Annotated in this window: 20 protein-coding genes; 7 read left to right on the top strand and 13 right to left on the bottom strand. The window is 66.9% G+C overall.

Annotated features, from left to right (window positions below):
* Positions 1-151: 151 nt before the first annotated feature.
* The 3 genes from AC1DIP_RS03670 to mtrA are packed head-to-tail and all read right to left on the bottom strand — an operon-like array spanning position 152 to position 4,399.
* Positions 152-1,867: an LpqB family beta-propeller domain-containing protein gene (locus tag AC1DIP_RS03670; protein WP_477732873.1), complete on the bottom strand. Its 1,716-nt coding sequence runs from the start codon at positions 1,865-1,867 to the stop codon at positions 152-154.
* Positions 1,864-3,753 (bottom strand): MtrAB system histidine kinase MtrB, encoded by a 1,890-nt coding sequence (gene mtrB / locus AC1DIP_RS03665; protein ID WP_476211739.1) that lies wholly within the window; start codon positions 3,751-3,753, stop codon positions 1,864-1,866. The genes AC1DIP_RS03670 and mtrB overlap by 4 nt, the downstream gene beginning before the upstream one ends.
* Positions 3,725-4,399 carry an MtrAB system response regulator MtrA gene (gene mtrA / locus AC1DIP_RS03660; RefSeq protein WP_477732872.1) on the bottom strand — a complete coding sequence of 225 codons (675 nt, stop codon included), beginning with the start codon at positions 4,397-4,399 and terminating at the stop codon, positions 3,725-3,727. The genes mtrB and mtrA overlap by 29 nt, the downstream gene beginning before the upstream one ends.
* Before the next feature lie 643 nt (positions 4,400-5,042).
* Between mtrA and AC1DIP_RS03655 the strand changes: the two genes are divergently transcribed.
* The 6 genes from AC1DIP_RS03655 to AC1DIP_RS03630 are packed head-to-tail and all read left to right on the top strand — an operon-like array spanning position 5,043 to position 10,954.
* The gene (locus AC1DIP_RS03655) at positions 5,043-6,053 is read left to right on the top strand and encodes a DUF7847 domain-containing protein (protein WP_477732871.1); all 1,011 of its coding nucleotides are present in this window, start codon (positions 5,043-5,045) and stop codon (positions 6,051-6,053) included.
* Positions 6,043-6,675 (top strand): DUF4129 domain-containing protein, encoded by a 633-nt coding sequence (locus AC1DIP_RS03650; protein WP_477732870.1) that lies wholly within the window; start codon positions 6,043-6,045, stop codon positions 6,673-6,675. Before AC1DIP_RS03655 ends, AC1DIP_RS03650 begins: the two co-directional genes overlap by 11 nt.
* A complete protein-coding gene (locus AC1DIP_RS03645) occupies positions 6,672-7,892 on the top strand; it encodes a DUF4350 domain-containing protein (RefSeq protein WP_477732869.1) in 1,221 nt (406 codons plus the stop codon). The genes AC1DIP_RS03650 and AC1DIP_RS03645 overlap by 4 nt, the downstream gene beginning before the upstream one ends.
* Positions 7,889-8,902 (top strand): AAA family ATPase, encoded by a 1,014-nt coding sequence (locus AC1DIP_RS03640; protein WP_477732868.1) that lies wholly within the window; start codon positions 7,889-7,891, stop codon positions 8,900-8,902. The genes AC1DIP_RS03645 and AC1DIP_RS03640 overlap by 4 nt, the downstream gene beginning before the upstream one ends.
* On the top strand, positions 8,902-10,194 hold the full coding sequence (locus AC1DIP_RS03635; RefSeq protein WP_477732867.1) for a DUF58 domain-containing protein: 1,293 nt from the start codon (positions 8,902-8,904) through the stop codon (positions 10,192-10,194). The genes AC1DIP_RS03640 and AC1DIP_RS03635 overlap by 1 nt, the downstream gene beginning before the upstream one ends.
* Before the next feature lie 46 nt (positions 10,195-10,240).
* On the top strand, positions 10,241-10,954 hold the full coding sequence (locus AC1DIP_RS03630; protein ID WP_477732866.1) for a DUF4166 domain-containing protein: 714 nt from the start codon (positions 10,241-10,243) through the stop codon (positions 10,952-10,954).
* Here the strand turns inward: AC1DIP_RS03630 and AC1DIP_RS03625 are convergent, their stop codons facing one another.
* From AC1DIP_RS03625 to AC1DIP_RS03585, 9 genes are all read right to left on the bottom strand, one after another.
* On the bottom strand, positions 10,955-11,947 hold the full coding sequence (locus AC1DIP_RS03625) for a uroporphyrinogen decarboxylase/cobalamine-independent methonine synthase family protein (protein WP_477732945.1): 993 nt from the start codon (positions 11,945-11,947) through the stop codon (positions 10,955-10,957).
* A gap of 89 nt (positions 11,948-12,036) precedes the next feature.
* Entirely contained in the window at positions 12,037-12,444 is a 408-nt protein-coding gene (locus AC1DIP_RS03620) for a chorismate mutase (protein ID WP_476211747.1), read from the bottom strand.
* A 99-nt stretch (positions 12,445-12,543) separates the two neighbouring features.
* Positions 12,544-14,259, bottom strand: a complete 1,716-nt coding sequence (locus tag AC1DIP_RS03615) for a dipeptide ABC transporter ATP-binding protein (RefSeq protein WP_476211748.1) — start codon at positions 14,257-14,259, stop codon at positions 12,544-12,546.
* Positions 14,256-15,275 (bottom strand): ABC transporter permease, encoded by a 1,020-nt coding sequence (locus tag AC1DIP_RS03610; RefSeq protein WP_477732865.1) that lies wholly within the window; start codon positions 15,273-15,275, stop codon positions 14,256-14,258. Before AC1DIP_RS03610 ends, AC1DIP_RS03615 begins: the two co-directional genes overlap by 4 nt.
* Before the next feature lie 2 nt (positions 15,276-15,277).
* On the bottom strand, positions 15,278-16,369 hold the full coding sequence (locus AC1DIP_RS03605) for an ABC transporter permease (protein ID WP_477732864.1): 1,092 nt from the start codon (positions 16,367-16,369) through the stop codon (positions 15,278-15,280).
* A gap of 127 nt (positions 16,370-16,496) precedes the next feature.
* On the bottom strand, positions 16,497-18,137 hold the full coding sequence (locus AC1DIP_RS03600) for an ABC transporter substrate-binding protein (RefSeq protein WP_476211751.1): 1,641 nt from the start codon (positions 18,135-18,137) through the stop codon (positions 16,497-16,499).
* 251 nt (positions 18,138-18,388) lie between these two features.
* A complete protein-coding gene (gene mnmA, locus AC1DIP_RS03595; RefSeq protein ID WP_477732863.1) occupies positions 18,389-19,522 on the bottom strand; it encodes a tRNA 2-thiouridine(34) synthase MnmA in 1,134 nt (377 codons plus the stop codon).
* A gap of 132 nt (positions 19,523-19,654) precedes the next feature.
* Positions 19,655-20,884, bottom strand: coding sequence for a cysteine desulfurase family protein (locus AC1DIP_RS03590; RefSeq protein ID WP_477732862.1), 1,230 nt, complete (start codon positions 20,882-20,884; stop codon positions 19,655-19,657).
* 47 nt (positions 20,885-20,931) lie between these two features.
* Positions 20,932-21,591 carry a helix-turn-helix domain-containing protein gene (locus AC1DIP_RS03585; protein ID WP_476211754.1) on the bottom strand — a complete coding sequence of 220 codons (660 nt, stop codon included), beginning with the start codon at positions 21,589-21,591 and terminating at the stop codon, positions 20,932-20,934.
* Positions 21,592-21,679: 88 nt separating this feature from the next.
* Here AC1DIP_RS03585 and AC1DIP_RS03580 point away from each other — a divergent pair, with 88 nt between their 5' ends.
* On the top strand, positions 21,680-22,102 hold the full coding sequence (locus AC1DIP_RS03580) for a hypothetical protein (protein ID WP_476211755.1): 423 nt from the start codon (positions 21,680-21,682) through the stop codon (positions 22,100-22,102).
* 107 nt (positions 22,103-22,209) lie between these two features.
* On the opposite strand, the gene AC1DIP_RS03575 is transcribed toward AC1DIP_RS03580, so the two are convergent.
* Positions 22,210-22,905, bottom strand: coding sequence for a hypothetical protein (locus AC1DIP_RS03575; protein ID WP_477732861.1), 696 nt, complete (start codon positions 22,903-22,905; stop codon positions 22,210-22,212).
* Between the last annotated feature and the right edge of the window lie 9 nt (positions 22,906-22,914).

Raw genomic sequence — 22,914 nt, 5'->3', positions numbered from 1 at the left:
TGCCGCCTCCGCCTGATTTGCCGTTCACTCTTCCACCATGCATCAGGTACGCCCGGCGGTCCTGGCCCCTGCGCAGCTATGTGGACAAGTCCGCCAGCGCCGGCACGCCGGAACGGGTACGGCGTGGAAAGCAAGGGCTTGGAAGCCGGCCTCAGCCCGGAAAAGCGGGATCGATTGGGCCCTTGATCTGCGGCGACCAACCGTTGCCCAGCCGCTGGAAGATCCCCTCTCCGGACTGGACATAGATATCGTCCGCACCGTTCCCGGCGCTGATGGCAACCAGCCCGGGCCAGGGAGCAAGCTGCTGCGGCTGCCCTGAGGCGAGCGAGAGAAGTTCCGGCGTGACGTTGGCCCCGGCTGCCCCCTTCATGACGACAACAGTGGTGCCATTCACCCAAACCCCCTGGTCGGGATCGCCGGCGCTGGCCAGGGTGATCGGAGCCGTCAGTTCGCGCGGCGTGCCGTCACCGGCGCGGATCACACCCGTCACCTGCACCTTGGATTTCCCGTTCTGTTCAGAGATGACCAGGGCGCGCACGCCGTCGCGCGAGATGCGGAATTCCTTCACCGTCCGGCCGGCAAGCCACGACGGCGCCAGCGTCACCGACGGGACAGGCGCCCCTTCGGCCACGCCGGTGGGGTGGAACGCCACGACTTCGGTGGCGCCGGAACCCCCGGGGCCCGCCGTCCACACCCAGTCGCTGACGCTGAAGGACGGCCTGCTGAGGGTCGCGCGTGTGGTCAGGGCACGCGCAGGTTGCCCCGGGCTAATGCTGTAAAGCGTGGTGCGGCCGTCGTTGAGGAAGGCTGCCGTCTGCGACACCGGAGATTCTGCCGGATAGCGCGGGTTGAGGGCCGAGACCGGCTGCATGTCGGGCAACGGTGAAACCCGGTTGTTCTCATAACGCACCAGCTCGTTGCCACTGATGGCGATCTGGCGCGACGGCACGGTCCTGTCCAGCACCGGAGGAAGGACCGATCCGTTGTCCTCCACGCGCACCAGGTCCTGGTTGGCGCGCAGTTCAACATTGACCACATCCGGCTGGCTGCGGAAGGTCAAGGTCAGCTGCATCTGCATGCGCAGCCGGTCCTCCGCCGAGGTTTCCGTCAGCTCCTTGGCGGTCAGGTCCACCTGCGCGGCCCCGGAGACCACCGGAACGGATTCACGGGCCAGCTTGATGCCAGAAGGGAACGCGCTGGCGACGGCGCCGCGCAGGTAGGGCGCCGGACCGGACAGCAGCGCGCTGGTCATCGCTTTGACGGTCTTGTTTTTCAAGAACCAGCGGACGTCCGGGATGGCGTAGGTAAAGGTGGGGTCGTAGAAGTAGATGGGATACGCCCCGTAGATGACTTTGAACGTTTCCTCGGCGATGGCGGTCCCGTCAGGAATTGCAGAGATGCGCCACTCGCCGTCCACCTGGGTCACGGTCACGGGAATACGTTCCACGGTGCCCGGCGGCGATTGGGTGGCGATGCCGTCAGCGTCCACGGTGTAGGAGACATCGAGCTCATAGTTGAAGACGTTCTCGGTGTCCGTGGGGACAACGCGCGCCTCGCGGTAGACGAGTGCGCGTTTGTCCGGTTTCCAGGACACGGCCGATGCCTGTGTCAGGTACTGCCGCGCCACCGCGTAGTCGTCCTCGTAGCCGCTGCCGGCCCGGTAGAAGTAGTCGATGATGGTCTCGGGTGACGCGCCGGGCTGCGGAGCTGCGGGCAGGAAGACGGGGGCACTGACGTTGCCGGCGCTGCTTTCGCTGCTCTTTCCCACCGGCCCCGAGGTGGGAATCCGTGCGCAACCCGCCAGGAGGACCATCAGCAGCGCGAGCAGTGCCGCCGGGTACCTGGTATGGCGGATGCCGGCCCTCATGGTGTCTCCTCCGGGGGCTGGACCGGAGCAGGCGCGGCCGCACCTGTCTGCAGCAGCAGCATGTTCTTGTAGTCCTGTTCCGCAGGGATGGTTCCCGGCGCCCCGGGTATGGTGGCGTCCTTCGGTTCCAGCTGGACAGGCGACTCGGTAATCGCACCGTCCTGGCGCAACGGCAGGGTCAGCCGGAAGTTGGCACCGTCGCCCTTCCTCCCCCACGCCTGCAGCCAGCCGTGGTGCAGCTTGGTGTCCTCCATGGCGATGGAGAGCCCCAGCCCGCTGCCTCCCGTGGTGCGGGCGCGGGCAGGATCGGCGCGCCAGAACCTGTCGAAGACGCGGGCGGCCTGGGCCTGGTCCATCCCGATGCCGTGGTCCCTGACGGCAACCCCTACAGCCGTTTCATTCACCGCAACGGTGACGGTCACCGGCCTGCCCTCGCCGTGCTCCACGGCGTTCAAGATGAGGTTGCGCAGGATGCGGTCGATCCGGCGGGCGTCCATTTCCACGATGACGGCGTCTTTGGGTGCCGTAAAGAGGATTTCCGAGCCGTATTCCGCAGCCACCGGGGCGGCCCCTTCGATGACGTGGGCAATGACCTGGAGGAGGTCCTCAGGTTCGGCATCGAGGACTGCTACGCCTGCATCGAACCGGCTGATTTCGAGCAGGTCCGAAAGGAGCGACTGGAACCGCTCCACTTGGTTGTAAAGCAGCTCGGCGGACCGTTTGTTGATCGGATCGAAATCGTCACGGGCGTCATAGAGCACTTCCGCAGCCATCCGGACCGTGGTCAGGGGCGTCCTCAGCTCGTGCGAAACGTCCGATACAAAGCGCTGCTGCATCTGCGAGAGCGTGGCCAGCTGGGTGATTTGCTCCTGCAGGCTGGCCGCCATGTGGTTGAAGGAGGCCCCAAGGCGGGCCACTTCGTCCTCGCCCTTTACCACCATGCGCTCCTGCAGTTGGCCGGCGGCGAGCTTTTCGGAAACCATGGCAGCGTGGCTTACCGGGCTGACCACGTTGCGCGTGACATACCAGGCCACGGCGCCGATCAGGAGGACCAGTACCGCACCGCCGGCCCAGAGGACGCTTTGGATCTCATTCAGTGTTTGCTGCGCGGTGTTGAGGTCGTAGATAAGGTACAGCTCGTAGACGGTGCCGTTGAAGGTGACCTTGTTTCCGACGGCGATGCCCGGCCGGTCTTCGGTCCCCACCGGGATGACGGTGGACGCCCAGTACTGGTCCTTGCCCGATTCCTGGACAGCCTTGCGCAGCTCCGGAGGGATGACGCTGACCGTTAGTTGGTCGGACGCGCGGGACTCGACCCACCGGTTACGGGGTTTTGTCTGGTTGGGCATCGCTTCGAAGACATAGCGCCGCTGGATGACCGAACCGCGCCCTTCCACGGCGCTGAGGGTGTCGGAAACCAGGGTGATGACGCTGGACTGGTCGGTGACCTGGGCGCCGTCGAACGTTTCCTGCACCTGCTTGACGTTGTAGCGTGTCTCGGATTCGGCCTGCGTCAGCCGCTCCTGGAAGAGGTTGTTGGCGATCTGGTTGGACAGGTATGCCCCGACGACGGCAAACGATGTGACGGCCAGCATCAGGGTGGTGAGGACGGTTCGGAACTGCAGGGACCGGCGCCAGCGCTGCTGCAGCGCCCGGCCGAGGTACCTCAGCCCCGGAAGGAACCTGCGGACACCGGTGCCGACCAGCCGTGCCACGCGCAGCGCCACGATGAGCGCGCGGCGCTGCCAGATCCGGGCACGGAACACCACATGCCGAAGACCCGGTGCCGGTGTGCTGCCGGGCCCAGGCGCGTCGTGCGGTTCGCCGGCCGGGGAAGTCCCGTCCTGGGCGGCGGGGTCAGACCCCTGCTTTGTAGCCGACACCACGCACCGTCAATACAACTTCCGGGGCCTCCGGGTCCTGTTCGATCTTGGACCGCAGGCGCTGGACATGGACGTTGACCAGGCGGGTATCGGCGGCGTGGCGGTAGCCCCAGACCTGCTCCAGCAGCAGTTCCCGGGTGAAGACCTGCCACGGCTTGCGGGCGAGCGCCACCAGCAGGTCGAACTCCAGGGGGGTCAGGGAAATGCGCTCGCTGCCCCTGCTGACGGTGTGGCCGGCGACGTCGATGGTGATGTCCGCGATCTTCAGCGTTTCGGGGGCCTTCTGGTCGCCGGGGCGGAGGCGGGCGCGCACGCGTGCCACCAGTTCGGCGGGCTTGAACGGCTTGGGCACGTAGTCATCGGCACCGGATTCCAGTCCGCGAACGACGTCGGAGGTATCGGACTTGGCGGTCAGCATGACGATGGGGACGTCTGACTCGCCGCGAATCTGCCGGCATACCTCGATACCGTCCATGCCGGGAAGCATGAGGTCGAGCAGGACAAGGTCGGGCCGCGATGAGCGGAAAACGTCGAGTGCCTGGGCGCCGTCGGCGCAAAAGACCGGCTCGAAGCCGTCATTACGGAGGACAATTCCAATCATCTCGGCCAGCGCTTCGTCATCATCTACCACCAGAATGCGTGCCTTCATAGCTATATATTCCCTTATCGGGATGGGTTTGTCGTGTTGAGCGGCCTCCCGGCATGGCGGGACACTAGGCCGCCCGACGCCGGAACTATAGTCTTGGGGTCATGCCCAGCACGGCGGGTGCGCGCTTTTCCGGTGCGCGGCCCGTGGGGCAGGCGGACTGATATGGGGGAGGAAATCAGTGTCACCACACGAGCCGGGTCACGGGAACCCGCCGGAAGAGCCGGGCAAGGACCACAGCGATGGCGACGGCGGCCCCTCCGGTGCAGGCGCCGGCAGTCCTGGGCGGCCTGCCTGGGAGCAGCCGTGGGCGCCTCCGGCAGGACAGCCAGGCAATCCCCAGCGGCAAGGCTTGCCGGCACCCGGGTGGGACGGGAATGGAACGTGGCAGCAGCCGACGCAGCCGGCGCAGTGGCCGCAGAGCGCGCAGTACCCGAACGGGGAACCCTCACGTCCGGCAGGGACCTATCCCGGAGCGCCCTATGCCGGGCAGCCCTACAGCGGACCTTCCTACGGTGGCCAGCCCTACACGGGCTCCCCGTATAACCAGCCGCCCGGCCCGGCCGGCCCTTTTGGAGCCGGCCCTTACGGGCAACCGCGGTATGCGGCCCCGCCTAAACCGGGCATCATTCCCTTGCGTCCGTTGATGTTCGGGGAAATCCTGGACGGCTCGTTCCAGTCACTCCGGCGCAACGCCAAGGCGATGCTCGGCGCGGGCCTCCTGGCACAATCCCTGTCAGCCATCCTCGCCGCGGTGCTCACTGGACTGCTCGCAACGTCGTCCGGGTCCATTGAGGCCTGGGCGGAAAGGGCCAGCAGCCGCGACGTCGCGTCGTTGGGGATTGGGCTGATGGTGACCTTTGCCGTGCTGTCCATCCTTTCCGTGTTCATGTCAGTGGTCCTCCAGGGTGCCATGGTGGTCCCTGTGGCCCGGTCCGTCCTGAACCGTCCCACCGGCTTCAGGCGCATGCTGTCGCTGGTGCGTCCGCGGATTGGAGCATTGGCCAGGCTCGCGGCGGTCCTGGTGGCGGCGGCGCTGGCTGCCACGGCGTTGTTCTTCGCCATCATCGTTCTCCTGTTCTCGAACGTCCGGGGTGCGGCGGCCCTGCTGGTCATCCCGCTGATGTTCGGTTTCGGCGCGGTGTTCCTCTGGGTGGCGATCAAGCTCATGGTGGCCCCTGCCGCCGTCGTCATCGAAGAAATCGGGGCCCTTGACGGTCTTAGGCGCTCGTGGGCCCTCACCCGGGCAAACTGGTGGCGCATCCTGGGCATCACCCTGGTGGTGGGCATCCTGGTCGCTGTCATCACCCAGGTAGTGCTGATCCCGGCAAGCCTGCTGCCCACCGTGCTGTCCGGCGTGGTCTCGCCCCATGGCGGCAACGGACAGGACGCAACGCTGACCGTAGCCGTCAGCATCATTACCACGGTGGTCGGTGCGTTGGTGGGCGCGGTGGGTTATGCGTTCCAGACGTCCGTGATGGCATTGCTCTACATGGACCTGCGCATGCGCAAGGACGGGTTGGATATCGCGCTGCTGCAGGACATGGAGACCGGCGCCGATCCTGACGGCATCCCGGGCCGGAAGGCCGTCGGCGCTGACCCCTACCCCTACCCCGGATACGGAACGGCGCCGGGGGCATGGCCCTATGGCCGCTGAACCGCCGGTGCTGCCCGGTGCCGACGAGGCACGGCGGTGGGCGGCAGAAGAATTGGCCAAACCTGAATACCGTGAGGCTGCCCCGTCCTGGCTGGACAGCCTCTGGCGGAACTTCCTGGACTGGCTGCAGTCCCTGGACGGCTCCCCGGGCGACGCTGCTCCGGTACCCAGCCCGGTCATTGCCCTCGTCATTGCCGCGATTATCGCAGCTGCGGTCATCCTTGCCCGTCCCCGGTTGAACGCCCGGGTCCGGCAGGCCAGGGACGTCTTCGAAAGGGAAACCGTTTTGACCGCCGCGGACTACCGGAACCGCGCTGAAACCGCAGCCGCAGCCGGACGGTGGGGGGACGCCGTCGTCGACCGTTTCCGGGCGGTGGTCCGCAGCGCCGAGAACCGGACCATTCTTGATACGCAGCCTGGCAGGACCGCCGATGAGGCCGCGAACGCCTTGTCAGTGCCGTTCGCCGGTGAAGCCGGGCGCCTTGCCCGGGCGGCGGCTACTTTCGATGGCATCCGTTACGGGAGCCGCGCAGCGGACAGCGCCGACTACCAGGACATGGTGGCTCTCGATGGCGCACTGGACGCCGCGAAGCCCGTCGCGGGCATGGTGCCGCTGCAGTGAGCGGGCCGACGACCACCGGAGCCGGGCCGGCGCAGGAAACACAGCAGTCCCCCGGCACTCCCACGGGGGACGGAAGCCTCCGCGCCGGAAGGTTCCTGGCCTGGCTGCGGCGGCACCGGGCCATCGCCGCAGCCGCGGCCATTGTGGCAGTTGCGCTCGCCCTGATCATCGGCACGCAGCTCGCCCCCAAGGGTGACACGCTCCGCCTCTCCGTCCACAACGCAGGGCCGGAAGGCGCCAGGGCACTGGGCGAAATCCTGGGACGGCACGGAGTCTCGGTCCATACCCCCGCCCGGTTCGACGCCGCGCTGGATGACCTGCGCTCCAGTTCCTCCGCCACCCTCCTCCTTTACGACCGGTATGGCGTCCTGGACGCACAGCAGCTGGCCGGCCTGGTGGCCGCTGCCGGCCGCGTGGTGGTGGTGGCCCCCAGGCTGGAAACCCTTTCCGCCCTCGACAGCGGCATCCACCAGGCCGGCGTCGTCCCCGATGCCTCTCCAGTCCTCGACCCCGGCTGCGCCCAGCCTGACGCCGAGGCAGCGGGACAGGTGACAGGCCGGGGAGGATTTGTCTACGACGGCGGCACCACCTGTTACCGCGCCGCAGGCACCGCCGGGATGCTTGCCGTCAGCGCGGATGGACGGTTGGCCGTCCTGGGCAGCACGGCTGTCCTGGGGAACGACAAACTGGACGAGCTGGGAAACGCCGCGCTGGCGGTCCGGACACTCGGCGCCTCGCGGGACCTCGTCTGGTACCTGCCGTCGATCGAAGACGCAACGGCGGACGGAGCCGGGAAAACCCTCGACGACCTCGCACCGGGCTGGGCCCGTTTCCTGGGACCCTGGCTGCTGGTGGTGGCGCTCGCCGCCATCATGTGGCGGGGACGCCGGCATGGTCCGCTTGTGTTCGAGCCGTTGCCGGTGGTGGTCAAGGCTGTTGAGACGGCAGAGGGACGGGCACGGCTCTACCAGGACTCGCGTGCGGTCGGGCAGGCCCGGGACAACCTGCGGGCCGGCCTGCTGGTGCGGCTCGCCGGGAAACTGCGCCTTGGCCCGGGCGCCACGGCCGAGGAAACGATTGCGGCGGCGGCCCGGCTGCTTGGCACGGATCCCGCCGGCGTCCGCACGTTGATTAACGAACACCCCACAACTGAAGCCCGGCTGGTGGCCTGGTCCCAGGCCCTGGACAAACTGGAGAAAGAGGTCATGACCCGATGAGTGAACAAAGCAGTGGCCCGGGAATCCTCAACCCCGTGGGCCCCAACAGCCCTGCGGACGACGACGGCGCCCGGCAGGCGTTGCTTGCTGTCCGGCGCGAGGTGGCAAAGGCAGTGGTGGGACAGGATGCCACCGTCACTGGCCTGCTGATTGCCCTGCTTTCGCAGGGCCACGTGCTGCTTGAGGGGGTACCGGGTGTAGCCAAGACCCTGCTGGTCCGGGCCCTTTCCTCCGCCTTAAGCCTGGATACCAAGCGGGTGCAGTTCACACCCGACCTCATGCCGGGCGACGTCACCGGCTCGCTGGTTTACGACTCCCACACGTCCGACTTCAGCTTCCGGGAAGGACCGGTCTTCACCAACCTCCTGCTGGCGGACGAGATCAACAGGACACCGCCAAAGACCCAGGCTTCGCTCCTGGAAGCCATGGAAGAGCGGCAGGTCTCCGTGGACGGGCTGTCCAGGCGGCTGCCGGCACCGTTCCTGGTGGCAGCCACACAGAACCCGGTGGAATACGAGGGCACCTATCCCCTCCCCGAGGCACAGCTGGACCGGTTCCTGCTGAAACTCACCATGCCCCTGCCCGGGCGCGGTGAGGAGATCGAGGTAATCCGACGCCATGCCGCCGGATTCGATCCCCGGGACCTGGCAGCAGCCGGCGTCCGGGCGGTGGCGGGCGTGGAAGACCTGGACCGGGCACGGGATGCAGTGGCCCGGGTAGCGGTGGAGCCGGAAATCATCGGCTACATCGTGGACCTGGTGCGTGCCACCAGGGCCGCCCCCTCCTTCCAGCTTGGGGTCTCACCGCGCGGCGCCACTGCCCTGCTTAACACTTCCAGGTCCTGGGCCTGGCTCTCGGGCCGTCCGTTCGTCACCCCGGACGACGTCAAGGCGCTGGCCCTGCCCTGCCTGCGGCACCGGGTGGCCTTACAGCCCGAAGCCCAGATGGACGGAGTCAGGGTGGACGACGTCCTGGGCAGCATCCTGGCCTCCGTCCCCGTTCCCCGCTGATGGCCGTCTCGGGGCGCTTCGTGGCGGTGGTGCTGCTGGGGCTGGTGCCGGTGCTGCTGTTCCCGGGATGGCCGGCCATTCTCACCACGACCGCCGTGCTCGTTGCCATGCTGGGTACCGACCTGCTGTTTGCCGGGTCCCCCGGGCGGGTGGCTGCGGTACGTGCGGAGCCGCAGAACGTCACCCTCAACAACGCGGTGGAGGCCGCCCTCACGCTCCACAACGGAGGTACCCGCCGGCTCCGGGGCTCGTTAAAGGACGGGTGGCAACCTTCCGCCGGGGCGCAGGACCCGGTCCAGGACATCGACGTCCCGGCCGGCGAAAGCAGGCGGTTCGCTGTCAGGCTCCGCCCGGCCCGGCGCGGAGACCTCAAGGCACCACACGTGACAATACGGTCCTATGGTCCGCTCGGCCTGGCAGCCCGACAGCTGACCATCGACTGCCCCGGCTCGGTGCGGGTACTGCCGCCCTTCCATTCGCGCCGGCACCTGCCCTCGAAGCTGCGGAAGCTCCGCGAACTCGATGGAAAGGCCGCCGTCCAGATCCGCGGAGCCGGCACCGAGTTCGACTCCCTGCGCGACTACGTCCGTGGCGATGACGTGCGGTCCATCGACTGGCGGGCCACGGCACGGCGTTCCTCCGTGGTGGTCCGCACGTGGCGTCCGGAACGGGACCGGCGGGTGGTCATGGTCCTGGATACGTCCCGCACGTCCGCGGCGAGGATCGCCGACGAAACGCGGCTGGACACCGGGATCGAGGCTGCGCTCCTCCTGGGCGTCCTTGCCGAACGTGGCGGCGACCGGGTGGATTTCCTGGCCTTTGACCGCAGGGCCCGGGCGCGTGCCGGTTCTGCGGGCCAGGGCAACATCCTGGGCCCGCTGGTCCAGGCCATGGCGCCCCTGGAAGCCGAGTTGATCGAGATGGACTGGCCGGCGGTGCCGGCGCAGGTCCGCGCCGTCTCCGCGCACCGGTCCCTGGTGGTACTGCTGACCTCGCTGGACAGCGGAGCACCCGAAGAAGGGCTTCTGCCTGTGGCGGAGCGGCTGGCGGGCCGGCACGCAGTGGTGGTGGCTGCCGTCCGCGACCCCCAGCTGGGGACCATGCTCCGGGAACGCAGCGACGCCACCGGTGTGTTCCGGGCGGCTGCCGCCGAGCGCGCACTCCTGCAGCGCGCGGCGGTTACCGCGGAACTGCGCCGCTACGGCGTCGAGGTGGTGGATGCGGAGCCCCATGACCTGCCGTCCCAGCTTGCGGACATGTACATCCGGCTCAAGGCTGCCGGTAGATTGTGAAACCGGAGGCAGACAGCGCCACCGCAGGCAACAGGAGGTCCACGTCATGAGCGTCCCCATTTACCGGCAGGCCCTGGGTCCGGAGTTTTCCCGGCTGCAGCCCGAGCTGCAGGAGTACTTCTCGCTGGCCCCGGGTTCCGGGCAGTACGGGGTAGGGGAAGGAACGTTCGAAGTCGTGGGGTGCCGCCAGCGGTGGCTTCGCCCTTTGCTGGGGCTGGCTGGGGGCGAGGAAGCCTTTTTCCCTGAATATGGTGAGAACATCCCGTTCCGGATCGAAAACCACGCCCACCAGGATCCGTTCGGCCGGTCCAGCCTCACAGCGCGCCGCGAAATCCGGTTTCCGGGTCGCACCAGGCTTTTCCAGGACACGACAAGCGTCACCAACCGGGGCGGCAGCCCCCAGCTGGTGGACTACGTGGGACGCTACCGGCGGCTAGTTACGGACCTGAACCTGAGCGTCACGGCCGGAGGCAGGCTGCGTGGCGTCTCGGAGGCGTCGAGGTTGTTCGCAGGCCCGCTTCGGGTGCCGCTTCCGGCTGCGCTGGACGCAAAGGCCTACGCCGAGCAGTGGTGGGATCCGGCCGAGGGCAGTAACGGGCGGCACCGCATCCAGGTAAAGGTCATCCAGCCGCAGATCGGCTTGGTCCTGGTGTACGCCGGGGCCTTCGACTACCGTCTGCGACCCTATGCCGGCGGCAGCTCCGCCCAAAGCTTCCTCCCCCGCTACGCCCAGCCGGACCGCTGGGAGAACAGGATCTAGCTACCCCAGCGCCCGCTGGTTCAGGCCGTCCGCCACCTGGGTGAGCCTGCCCAGGACGGCAGTGGCTTGTGCAGGTGTCTTTGCGGCCAGCCCTGCCGAAGGCGTTACCCGGACTGCGGCCAGCAGTGACGGTGGCAGTCCCAGCTGCCGCCACGGTCGCCAGATGGCCTCCACGACATCGCCAACCTTGGGCAGCGCCCCGACAGCGGGCACATCCAGGGCGCCGGCCCAGAATTGCTTGCCGGCTTCAACCGCTCCTGCCACCTGTTCCCACTGGCGGTTGGTCAGGGCCTTCAGCGGCAACGCGACGCCGTCGGCCCCGGATGTGAGCGCCAGCTCGATCGGAGCTTCGATTTCAGGGAACGACACCACAACTCCAGTGGCGCCTGCCGCGCGCAGCGCGTCCAGGACAAGGCGCCATGACTCACGTACTTCCGATGCTGCAACTGCCCGGAGGGTACGGTAACCGCTGGCCGTGGGGATTGTGCCGGCCAGCACGGCGGCAATGGCAGGTTCGTCCACCTGCACCACCAGCCGGGCGCCGGGAACGGCCGCTGCCACACGGGTGAGGTAACTGCCGACTCCGGCTGCCAGCGACGCTGCCAGATCCCGGCGGGCGCCGTAGTCCAGCAGTGCGCGTTCGCCGTTGTGCAGGTACAGGCCGGCGGCAAGGCTCAGCGGTCCCACCAGCTGAACCTTCAGTTCCTCCGGCGATACGTCTTCGGCGCCGGCGACGTCGGCCAGGACGTTCAGGTCGGTGGACAATGCCGATGCTGCCCGGCGCATGTCCTTGCCCGGGCGGTCCACGAGCCGCCAGCCGTGCGGCTGGACATCCACAGCGAGTTCTTCCAAGAGGGAGGCTGTGCGGCCCAGGGCGTCGGACCCGACACCGCGGTCCGGCAGTTCGGCCAGGAAGGGAAGGTGCGGGCTGCCAAGCTCGCCGCGGATGATGCGGGCGGCTTCGAGCGGGTCGTCACCCGGCCACGGGCCCAGGCCGGTGGCGGTGACTTCCCTGGCAGTAGCTTCTTCCTGAAGGGGCGCGGCCGGACCCCGGCTGCCCCCTGGTTCGTGCTGTTCCCGGCTCACGCCAGCGCGGAGGTCTGCGGCCGCTGGCCGGACGAGGCCTGATGGTCCTCTGCGATCGCCTCGTGGTGGCGGATCACCTCACCGATGATGAAGTTGAGGAACTTCTCCGCGAACGCCGGGTCAAGGTGGGCGTCCTCGGCAAGCCGGCGCAACCGGGCAATCTGGGCCGCTTCACGTCCGGGGTCACCGGCGGGGAGTCGGTGGGTCGCTTTCAGGAAGCCCACCTTTTGCGTGGCCTTGAAGCGCTCCGCGAGAAGGTAGACCAAGGTGGCATCAATGTTGTCAATGCTGGAGCGGATGGACAGCAGTTCAGCCATCACCGATTCGTCCACGTGGCCTGCAAGCGAGCTGGCGGAGGGATCAAAATCGTCGGCGCCAGGAGAGCTGGGGGTGTGCTGCGTCATGGCTCCAGTCTATGGGAGTGGAGGGAGCCGCCGCGGGTGTGAAGCGCCGGTGCCGGCCGTCAGCCGGTACCGGCGCTTCATGCTGTGGCAGACCCGGGGTCAGATGCCCAGGAGTGCCCGGTGTTCCTCGCGCCGTTTGGCCTGTTCAGCCGGGTCAGGCACGGGCAGGGAGGCGATCAGCCGCCGCGTGTAGTCATGTTGCGGGTTGCCCATGACCTGGCTGCCGATCCCCTGTTCCACCAGCTTGCCCTTGTACAGGACGCCGACCCAGGATGACAGGATGTCCACCACTGCCAGGTCGTGGCTGATGAACAGGCAGCCAAAGCCAAACTCCTCCTGGATGTCCCGGAACAGCTCCAGGACCTTCGCCTGGACCGATACGTCCAGGGCCGACGTCGGCTCATCAGCGATCAGCAGGCGCGGGTTCAGGCTCAGGGCACGCGCCAGCGATGCCCGCTGCCGCTGGCCGCCGGAGAGTTCGTGGGGGTAGCGTCCCGCGTACGACGCCGGCAACTGGACAGATTCCAGCAACTCACCGACGCGCTTGCGCGCCTGGGCCTCGCTAGGCCTCGTGTGGATGAGCATGGGCTCAGCGATGCAGTCCCCGATGGTCAGTTGGGGGTTGAAGGAAGCCGCCGGGTCCTGGAATACGAAACCGATATCCTTGCGCAGCGGCTTGAACGTGCGCTCCCGGAGGTTCAGCATCTCGTAGCCGAGCACCTTGAGGCTTCCGCCGGTGGTCCGGTTGAGCCCGGCGATGGCACGGCCGATCGTCGTCTTCCCGGACCCCGATTCCCCGACCAAGCCAAAGACCTCACCCCTGGACAGGGTGAAGCTGACGCCGTCCACGGCTTTGAAGGCCGGCGTCCCGAGCCGCCCGGGATACTCGATCACCAGGTTGTCGGCAGCAACCAACACTTCCTCATCCTGGTAGCGCCGCTCGGTGAGGCCTTCCGACGCCGAATTCCGGCCCAGGTGCGGCACTGCGGCAAGGAGGTTCCGGGTGTAGTCCTGCTTTGGTTCAGCAAAAAGCGTCTTCGCGGTGGCTTCCTCCACGATGTCGCCCTGGTACATCACCACCACGCGGTCCGCCAGGTCCGCCACCACGCCCATGTTGTGCGTGATCAGCACGATGGATGTGCCGTACTTGTCCCGCAGGTCCCGGAGGAGTTCCAGGATTTCCGCCTGCACGGTGACATCCAGGGCGGTGGTGGGTTCATCGGCCACAATGAGCCCCGGGTTCAAAGCCAGGGCTGCGGCGATCACCACGCGTTGCTTCTGGCCACCGGAAAACTGGTGCGGGTAGTAATTGACGCGGTGCCCGGGGTCCGGGATACCGACTTTGCCCAACGCCTCAATGGCACGGGCCTTGGCTTCCTTCGCCGATACCCGTCCCCCGCCGTTGGCGTTGGCGTGGGCGCGGATGCCCTCGGCGATCTGCCATCCCACGGTGAACACGGGGTTCAGGGCGGTGGATGGTTCCTGGAACACCATGGCTACGTCCCGGCCGCGGATCTGGCGCAGCCGGCCGGGGCTGAGGCTGATGACGTTGGCGCCGTTGATCAGCACCGCGCCGGAGCTCACCGCCGTTTCCGGAAGCAGGCCCAGGATGGTCTTGGCGGTGACGGTCTTTCCGGAACCGGATTCCCCCACGATGGCAACGACCTCGCCCGCTTTGACGTCGAGGCTGACATCCTTGACGGCGTATACATCGCCGCCGTCCGTAGCGAACGTGACCTTCAGGTGATCGATATCGAGGACTGTCTTCCGTTCCGGGTCCTGCCGGCCCGGCAAGGGATCACTGTTGACGGTCATTGTGCTCTCACTTCCAGTTCAATTGCCGCCTGCGCAGCGGAGGGACCACCGTCATCCTTGCGGCCTGACCGCTTGCGGCCGCGGAGCCGCGGATCGTTGAGGTCGTTGATGCTTTCGCCCACCAGTGTCAGCCCGAGGACTGTCCAGACGATGGCCAGGCCTGGGAACAGCCCTGTCCACCAGATGCCGGACGTAGTGTCGGCGAGCGCCTTGTTCAGGTCGAAGCCCCATTCCGCTGCCGAGCTGGGTTCGATGCCGAAGCCCAGGAAGCCCAGCCCGGCCAGGGTCAGGATGGCTTCGGAGGCGTTGAGGGTGAAGATCAGCGGCAGCGTACGGGTGGCGTTGCGGTAGATGTGGCGCGTCATGATGCGGACATTCGATGCGCCCACCACCTTGGCGGATTCGACGAAGGGTTCAGCCTTGAGCCGGATGGTCTCGGCGCGGATCACCCTGAAGTACTGCGGGATGAACACCACCGTGATGGAGATGGCGGCAGCCAGGATGCCGCCGAACAGGCTGGACTGCCCACCGCTGATGACGATGGCCATGACGATGGCAACCAGCAGTGACGGGAAGGCATAGATGGCGTCCGCCACGACCACCAGGACGCGGTCAAGCCATCCCCCGATGTAACCGCTCACCAGGCCAAGGATGACACCGGCGAAAATGGAGAGCACAACAGCCACGATGATGACCAGGAGAGCCGTCTGGGTTCCCCAGATGACCCGCGACAGGACGTCGTAGCCGCCCACCGTGGTACCCAGGAGGTGCTTGCCGCCGGGAGCCTGTTGGGTGGGGAAGCTGCCGTCGGCGTCCGACAGCTGCGCGAATCCGTAGGGTGCCAGCAGGGGCGCAGCCAGCGCGGTAACCAGGAAGATGCCGGTGAGGACGAGGCCCACCACCAGCATGAAGCGTTGGAGCCCGACGCTTTTGTTGAAGTGCGAAACAACCGGCAGCCGCCGGAACAGGCTCGCCCGCGGGTTGGTGACGGGTTCGAGAGTTGTGTTGGTGGACATTCCTAGTACCTCACGCGGGGGTCGATCAGCGCGGCGATGATGTCCACGATGAAGTTGGTGACGGCAACGATGACGGCCAGCAGCACCACAATGCCCTGGACGGCGACAAAGTCGCGCGCCGTGAGGTAGTTGGCCAGCTGGAAACCAAGGCCTTTCCATTCGAAGGTGGTCTCCGTCAGCACTGCTCCGCCGAGGAGGACAGCGATCTGCAGGCCCATGACCGTGATAATCGGGATGAGGGCGGGCTTGTAGGCGTGCTTGGTGACCAGCCGGAACTCGCTGACGCCGCGTGAGCGGCCGGCTTCCACGTAGTCCTTCCCGAGCGTGCCGATGACGTTGGTCCGGACCAGGCGCAGGAAGACCCCGGCGGTCAGGAATCCCAGTGCTACCGCCGGGAGGACCGCGTGGGACATGACGTCACCGAACGCGGCCATGTTGCCGCTGCGGAGGGCGTCCAGCCAGTAGATCCCGGTGGGGGCCCCGAGCGCGGTGAGGGACAGCTCGGTCCTGGTACCGGCGCGGCCGGCGACCGGAAGCCAGCCCAGCCACACGGAAAACACGAGCTTGAGCAGCATGCCGGCGAAGAAGACGGGGGTGGCGTAGAACAGGATAGCCAGGATCCGGAGCACCGCGTCCGGCAATTTGTCACGGCGGGAAGCCGCAACCATGCCCAGCGGGATGCCAACCAGCAGCGCCACGATGAGGGCGTTGATGGCCAGCTCAAGAGTTGCCGAGCCGTAGGTGGTCAGCATCTCGGTCACTTTACGGTTGTCCGAGAGGGTGGTGCCGAAGTTCCCGGTGACCAGTTGGCCCAGGTACTCAAAGTACTGCACCAGCAGGGGCCGGTCGTAGCCGGCGGCATGGATGCGTTCCTGCAGTTGGTCCGGAGGGAGCCGGCCGCCCATGGCGGCCGTGATGGGGTCGCCGGTGATCCGCATGAGGAAGAACACCATGGTGACGAGAATGAGGATGGTGGGGAAGATCAGCAGGAAGCGGACCAGGATGTACTGGCCCAGTCCACCGCCTGACTGCTTTTTCTTGGATGGAAGGAGAGCGTCGGCGTCACTGGGTGGCGCGTCAATCAAAGTTGTCATCGGTACCTGGATTCGTGGTGACCGGGAGCCAGCATTCCCCTCGGTGCTGGCTGGTGACGGGCGAAAGGCGGGACGCCGTTGCGGCGTCCCGCCTCTGGGCCGTCAGAGCCCGATGGGGGTGGAGTGCTTACTTGGACAGGACGCCAAGGCGGGTCTTGAAGGACGGATCAAGCGTCTTCTCGACACCCTTGACGTCCTTCCCTGCCACCAGCAGCTGCGAGCCCTGGAGCAGCGGCAACGTCGAGAGGTCCTTGGCAACAGCCGTCTGGACGTCACCAATCAGCTTCTGCCGTTCAGTCTTGTCCGGTGTGGTGAGCTGCTTCTGCACGAGGTCCGTGACAGTGGGGTTCTCGTAGTGGTTCTTCAGGAAGTTGCCCGGGATGAAGAACGGCGTGAGGTAGTTGTCCGCATCCGAGTAGTCCGGGAACCAGCCCAGCTGGTACACGGGGTAGGCGTCAGCGGTCCGGGCCTTGGAGTAGGTCACCCATTCGGTTGACTGCAGGTCGACCGTGAACAGGCCCGACTTCTCCAGCTGTTCCTTGACCATGGCGTACTCGTCACCGGAGGACTTGCCGTAGTGGTCCGGGTTGTACTGCAGCTTGATGTTCACCGGGCCGGTAACACCGGCATCGGACAGGGCCTTCTTGGCCTTGTCCAGGCTGGGCTTGCCGCTGCCGTCGCCGTACAGGTCCTTCATCGGCTGGGTTGCGCCTGGCAGGCCATCGGGGACAACGGAGTACGCCGGGACATAGGTGCCCTTGTAGACCTGGTCGGAGATGGCCTGGCGGTCCACAATGTCAGCCATGGCCTGGCGGACGGCGAGTGCCTTCGCCGGGTTGGCTTCGGGAGTCTTGGCTCCGAAAGGCATGGTGTCGAAGTTGAAGACGATGTAGCGCAATTCGCCGCCCGGGCCCTTGTAGACCTTGACCTTGGAATCCTTGTCCAGGTCTGCCGCGTCCGTTGCCGTCAGGCTGCGGCCGGCAACGTCGATGTTGCCGCCCTGGACATCCAGCTTGAGGTTGTTGGAGTCGGCGTAGTACTTGATGACCGCACTGTCATTGGCCGGCTTGCCCAGCAATCCGCTGTAATCCGCGTTCGCCTTGAGGCTGACCAGTTCGTTCTTCTTGTACGAATCAATGGTGTAGGGCCCGGCGAAGGGCTTGGCAGCAACGATGTCCTCGTCGCTCATCACCTTGTCGGCCGGGAAGACTTCCTCGTCGATGATGGGCCCGGTGTTGGTGCCCAGGACGCTCGGGAACACCTGGTCGTTGCCCGCCTTGAGGTTGAAGACCACCGTGGTGTCATCCTTGGCGTCAACAGACTTGAGGTTGGAGAGCAGTGACGCGGGCCCGTTGGGATCATTGATCTTGAGTACCCGGTCGTAGGAGAACTTCACGTCCGAGGCGGTCAGCGCGTGGCCGTTGGCAAACTTCAGGTTGGGCTTGAGCTTCACCGTGAATTCGGTGGGCGCGGTGAAGGACGCCGACTCCGCAATGTCCGGGCTGACCTCGGCAGAACCGGGCTTGGAGTTCATCAGGAACGGGTAGACCTGGTTCATGACCAGGAAGGAGCCTGCGTCGTAGGAACCGGCGGGGTCGAGGGTGACGACCTTGTCCGTCGTTCCGAAGGTGATGGCACCGCCGCCGCTGCCGCCGCTGGCCGTGCCACCGCCGCCGCCGCCCGATGGCCCGGTGCAGGCTGTCAGGGCCAGGGCGGAGATACCTGCCAGCGCGATGGCGCGGTGCAGGGCCGTTGTGCTCTTGATCATCTGTGAACTTCTTTCCGATGAGTACGCGCACGCCCGCGGTCACAGGTTGGTAGCCCCAGACGCCGGCGTGCAGTGCTGATTCCTAGATTGAATCAGAGAGTCAGCCCTCAGGACTGCCGTTTCTGTGAGTTCCAACACAAAATTTTCTTAAAAGTTACCCGGCAGGGTGCAACAGGCCCCGGCGAGACAGGAAACCCGGGCATGACAAAGCACCACCCCGGTCGGCTCGGGTGGTGCTGAAAAGGGTTGGGTTAGGGCGTTGCCCGCTGCAGGGACCGGGCGGCGTCGATGGTGGCCTGGCCCAGCACACGGCTGCCCTGGTACAGCACTACCGTCTGGCCCGGCGCCACGCCGCGCAGCGGGGTCACCAACCGGACAACCAGCTGGGTGCCGGCCTCGCCGGCCGCATTGGGTTCCATCCAAGCCGTGGCCGGGACCGGATCCCCATGTGCCCGCACCTGCGCGTAGCAGTCGAATTCGGCTCCGGACTCCACCTCGGCGATGGGAAGCCCGGCCCAGGAAACCTTGATGCCGCGGATCTCATCGATGGCCAGCAACGCCTCCGGACCCACCACCACTTTGTTTTCCTTGGGCCGGATTTCCAGGACGAAGCGGGGCTTGCCGTCTGCAGCCGGGGTTCCGAGCTTGAGCCCGCGCCGCTGGCCGACAGTGAAGGCGTTGGCCCCGGGGTGCTCCCCCACCTTGGCGCCGGTCTCATCCACAATGTCGCCGGTGGTCATCTCGATCTTTTCGGCAAGCCAGCCGGCGGTGTCGCCGTCGGGAATGAAACAGATATCGTGGCTGTCCGGCTTGTTGGCAACGGAGAGGCCCCGCCGCTCCGCCTCTGCCCGCACCTCGGCCTTCGACGGGGTGTCCGCCAGCGGGAACATGGAGTGCTTGAGCTGTTCGTGCGTCAGTACTCCCAGGACATAACTCTGGTCCTTGGCCCAGTCGGCCGCACGGTGCAGTTCCCGGTTGCCCTGGGCGTCCTCGATGACCTTGGCGTAGTGGCCGGTGCAGACGGCGTCGAACCCCAGGGCAATGGCCTTCTCCAGCAGGGCGGCGAACTTAATCCGTTCATTGCAGCGCATGCAGGGGTTCGGGGTCCGGCCGGCGGCGTATTCGTCAATGAAGTCCTGAACGACGTCTTCCTTGAAGCGCTCGGAGAAGTCCCATACGTAGTAGGGAATGCCCAGCACATCGCAGGCCCGCCAGGCATCCCGGGAGTCCTCGATGGTGCAGCAGCCGCGGCTGCCCGTGCGCAGGGTGCCCGGCATTCGCGAAAGGGCCAGGTGGACGCCGACGACGTCGTGCCCGGCTTCCACCGCGCGGGCGGCGGCAACAGCGGAGTCCACTCCGCCGCTCATGGCTGCTAGTACTCGCATGCTGGCTTTCTGTCGGGGGATGCTTGCTGTCCGGGGCCGTGCTGGACGCATCGGCGGCGGAAACGATCTTCGCCTATCCATTCTACGGCGGCAGGCAAATCAGCTGGTGGCGGCGTTCGCAGCCACGGGCCTTCAGGCGCCGCGGAGGGCCTGCCGCGCCTGGGTTCCCGCGGTCTGGATCGAGGATTCATGCCCGGCCATACCGGCCTGGCGTGCCCGTGCGTATGCTTCCGGGAGCGCTGCAAGGAGGGCGTCGACGTCGGCCTCCGTGGAAGCGTGACCGAGGCTGAACCGCTGGGCACCGCGGGCCGTCTCCTCGTCCAGGCCCATGGCCAGCAGCACATGCGACGGGCGGGGCACCCCGGCCGTGCAGGCCGAGCCCGTGGACGATTCGATGCCGGCCAGGTCGAGGAGGAACAGCAGCGAGTCCCCTTCGCAGCCCGGGAAGGTGAAGTGCGCATTGCCCGGAAGCCGATGGTCGCCGGAGGCCCCGCGAAGAACCGCCTCCGGGACCTGTTCGCGGACACCGTCGACCAGCCGGTCACGCAGGGCAGCGATCCGCGTCGCTTCAGCGGGCAACGCGGCTGCGACGGCTTCCGCGGCGGCAGCGAAAGCGGCGATGGAAGCGGTGTCGAGCGTGCCGGAGCGGACGTCGCGCTCCTGGCCGCCGCCGTGCTGCACCGGTGTCAGTTTGACGGCCCGCCCCAGCAGGAGCGCGCCGACCCCCACCGGACCGCCGATCTTGTGCCCGGAAATGGACATGGCATCCAGGCCCGAAGCCCTGAAGTTAAGCGGCACCGAACCGAACGCCTGGACCGCATCGGAATGAACCGGCACGCCGGCGGCGTGCGCCAGTTCCACGATGCGCCCGATCGGCTGGATGGTGCCCACCTCGTTGTTGGCCCACATGACGGTCGCCAGCGCCACGGTGCCGGGATCGCGGGACAGCTCGGCTTCGAGGACCTTGAGGTCCACAACGCCCTCCCCGTCCACGGGAAGCCACGCCACCTCGGCGCCTTCGTGGCGTTCCAGCCATTCCACGGTGTCCAGCACTGCATGGTGTTCGACGGCGGAGCAGAGGATGCGCCGGCGCTTCGGGTCTTCTGCCACCCGGGACCAGTACATGCCCTTCACGGCGAGGTTGTCCGCTTCGGTGCCTCCGGAGGTGAAGATGACCTCCGAGGGATGGGCACCTGCCGCTGCGGCGATGGCTTCCCGCGCGTCCTCGACGGCACGGCGCGCCCGGCGTCCGGAGCCGTGCAGCGACGACGGGTTGCCGGTCCGCGCCAGCTCACGCGTCAAAGCGGCGAGCGCGGCCGCCGAAAGGGGCGTGGTTGCGGCGTGGTCGAGGTAGGCGGGCATCCTCCGATTCTATCGCGGCCGATTGGGGTTCCTCCGGCGTGGAGCGGTCAGCCCGCGCCGGTGATCCGCGCGCAGCAGTGCCCTGCCACTGGGACAACACGCTCCTCGGTACCCCCGCAGCCCACCGCCGCACCGCGCAGGAAGGCGCCGTTCATGTCGCATACCACTGCCGCGTGGGCCCGTGAGAGCCGGTGGAAGGGGCAGTTCGGCAGCAGGTATCCTCCCTCCCCGTCCGGCTCGGGCTGGTAGCCCGCTTCCGCCAGGAACTCCTCCAGGCCGGTGGAACCTTCTGCCAGTTCCCGGCCTTTCCGGAACGCGACGGCGCGCAACGACTCCCCCACCGCCAGGCCTTGTGCCTGCGCACCCTCAATGGCTGCAGCCATCAACTCCCCGGCAAGGTCGTAGTTCCGGTCCGGCACAGAGGCTCCCACTTCACTTCCAACCGGCCGGTACATCTTGGCGGGACGTCCCGAACCCGGTCCCGTCCTGCCCGCGGGCTTGTGGAATTCCACGGCCAACAGGCCGTCCTGGACCAGCCTGTCCAGATGGAAGGAGACGGTGCTGCGCGCCATGCCCGCAGCTTCAGCCACTTCGTCGCGCCCCACAGGACGCGGCGAAGCGGCGACCAGCTCGAAAAGCTGCAGCCTCTTGGCATCGGTCAGCGACGCAACGGCCGCAATCCTGTCTGCCCAGGGAAGCCGGTACATGGCACCTCCAATTCCAAAGTCAAGATCTCTTGATTATAGACCTGAGAGTTTCTAAAATTGGCATACCTACTTTTAGAAGGAGAGCACCATGAAATCAGCATCCGCAATGCGGGCCCAGCATGCGCCAGCGACAATGCCGCCGGCACGGCAGGCGTTCCTGCTGCTGCGAACCGTGTTCACCGTCGCGCCGATCCTCTTCGGCCTGGACAAATTCACCAACATCCTCACGCACTGGACCATGTACCTGGCACCCCAGGCCACGGCCATCGTTCCGCTGCAGCCGCAGGCCTTCATGTACATCGTGGGAGTAGTGGAAGTCATCGCAGGCGTGGCAGTGGCGGTGCGCCCCAAGTACGGCTCGTTGATCGTGGCCGCATGGCTGGCCGGAATCATCGTCAACCTGCTCCTGCTGGGAAGTTTCTACGACGTTGCCCTGCGGGATTTTGGCTTGCTGGTCGGCGCCCTGGCTTTGAACCGGCTGTCAGTGGGGGCGGTCCGGACCGCCGCGTGATTCCGGCAGCATCGCCAGGCGAGCGGACACCGCAGCCCCATGGAACCGCCGCCGGCAGCTGAGCCCTCCAGCCGCCGGCGGTTTTCTGTTTCAGGACCTGGCGCGGCTCACGCGGCCGGAGGAACCAACGGCAGGTAGCGGACAACGTCCTGGCGGGCAGCGTCGAGGGTTGCCGCGTCCGGACAGGATACGGATAAGTAGGCCGATGAACCGGCAGTACCAAATAGGCGTGCCAGCACCTCCGTGGAGCGTCCGCCGGGAACGGCCTGCTCCAGCGCCAGTACTTCCACGCTCCGGCCGGGAGCCTCCGGCGTGCCGCCCCACTTCAAGGTTGACGTCTTGAGGTAGGAAGGCTGGATGCCCGCATCGAGGTACTGGAACAGGGCAACGGTGGACTCCCTGTCATCTCCACGGACCAGCGCGGCCTGGCCTGTGCTGGTCCGGGCGGCAACCATGCAGCCATCGGCCTTGGCGTATTGGCTGCCGCCGGCCACGTTGTCCTTCACCATCCTCCACCCGGGTGCGCCTTTGAGGTCATCGGAAATCCCCACGGCCGTCCCGGGAGCCAGGTCGCCGCCGGCAGCGAAAGGCATGTCGCGTGCTGCCACCGCGGCGGCATCATGGCCCGGTGTGATGGTGGGAGTGGCCAGGACGGGGGTACTGGCCGGAGCTGGGGTGACGGAGGGATCCCGGACATCCACGCTGCACCCGCCCAAAAGCAAGGCCCCCACGCAGCCAACGGCAAGGGGCACTCCCCCACGCCATCCCCTGCCGGCCCGCTCCGCCGTCGTCGGCATGTCCATCTCCACTCC

It is taken from the genome of Pseudarthrobacter sp. 05T312, assembly GCF_056396685.1.
Note: the sequence above shows the minus strand (reverse complement) of the source record. Positions and strands in the feature narration are given on the sequence as shown.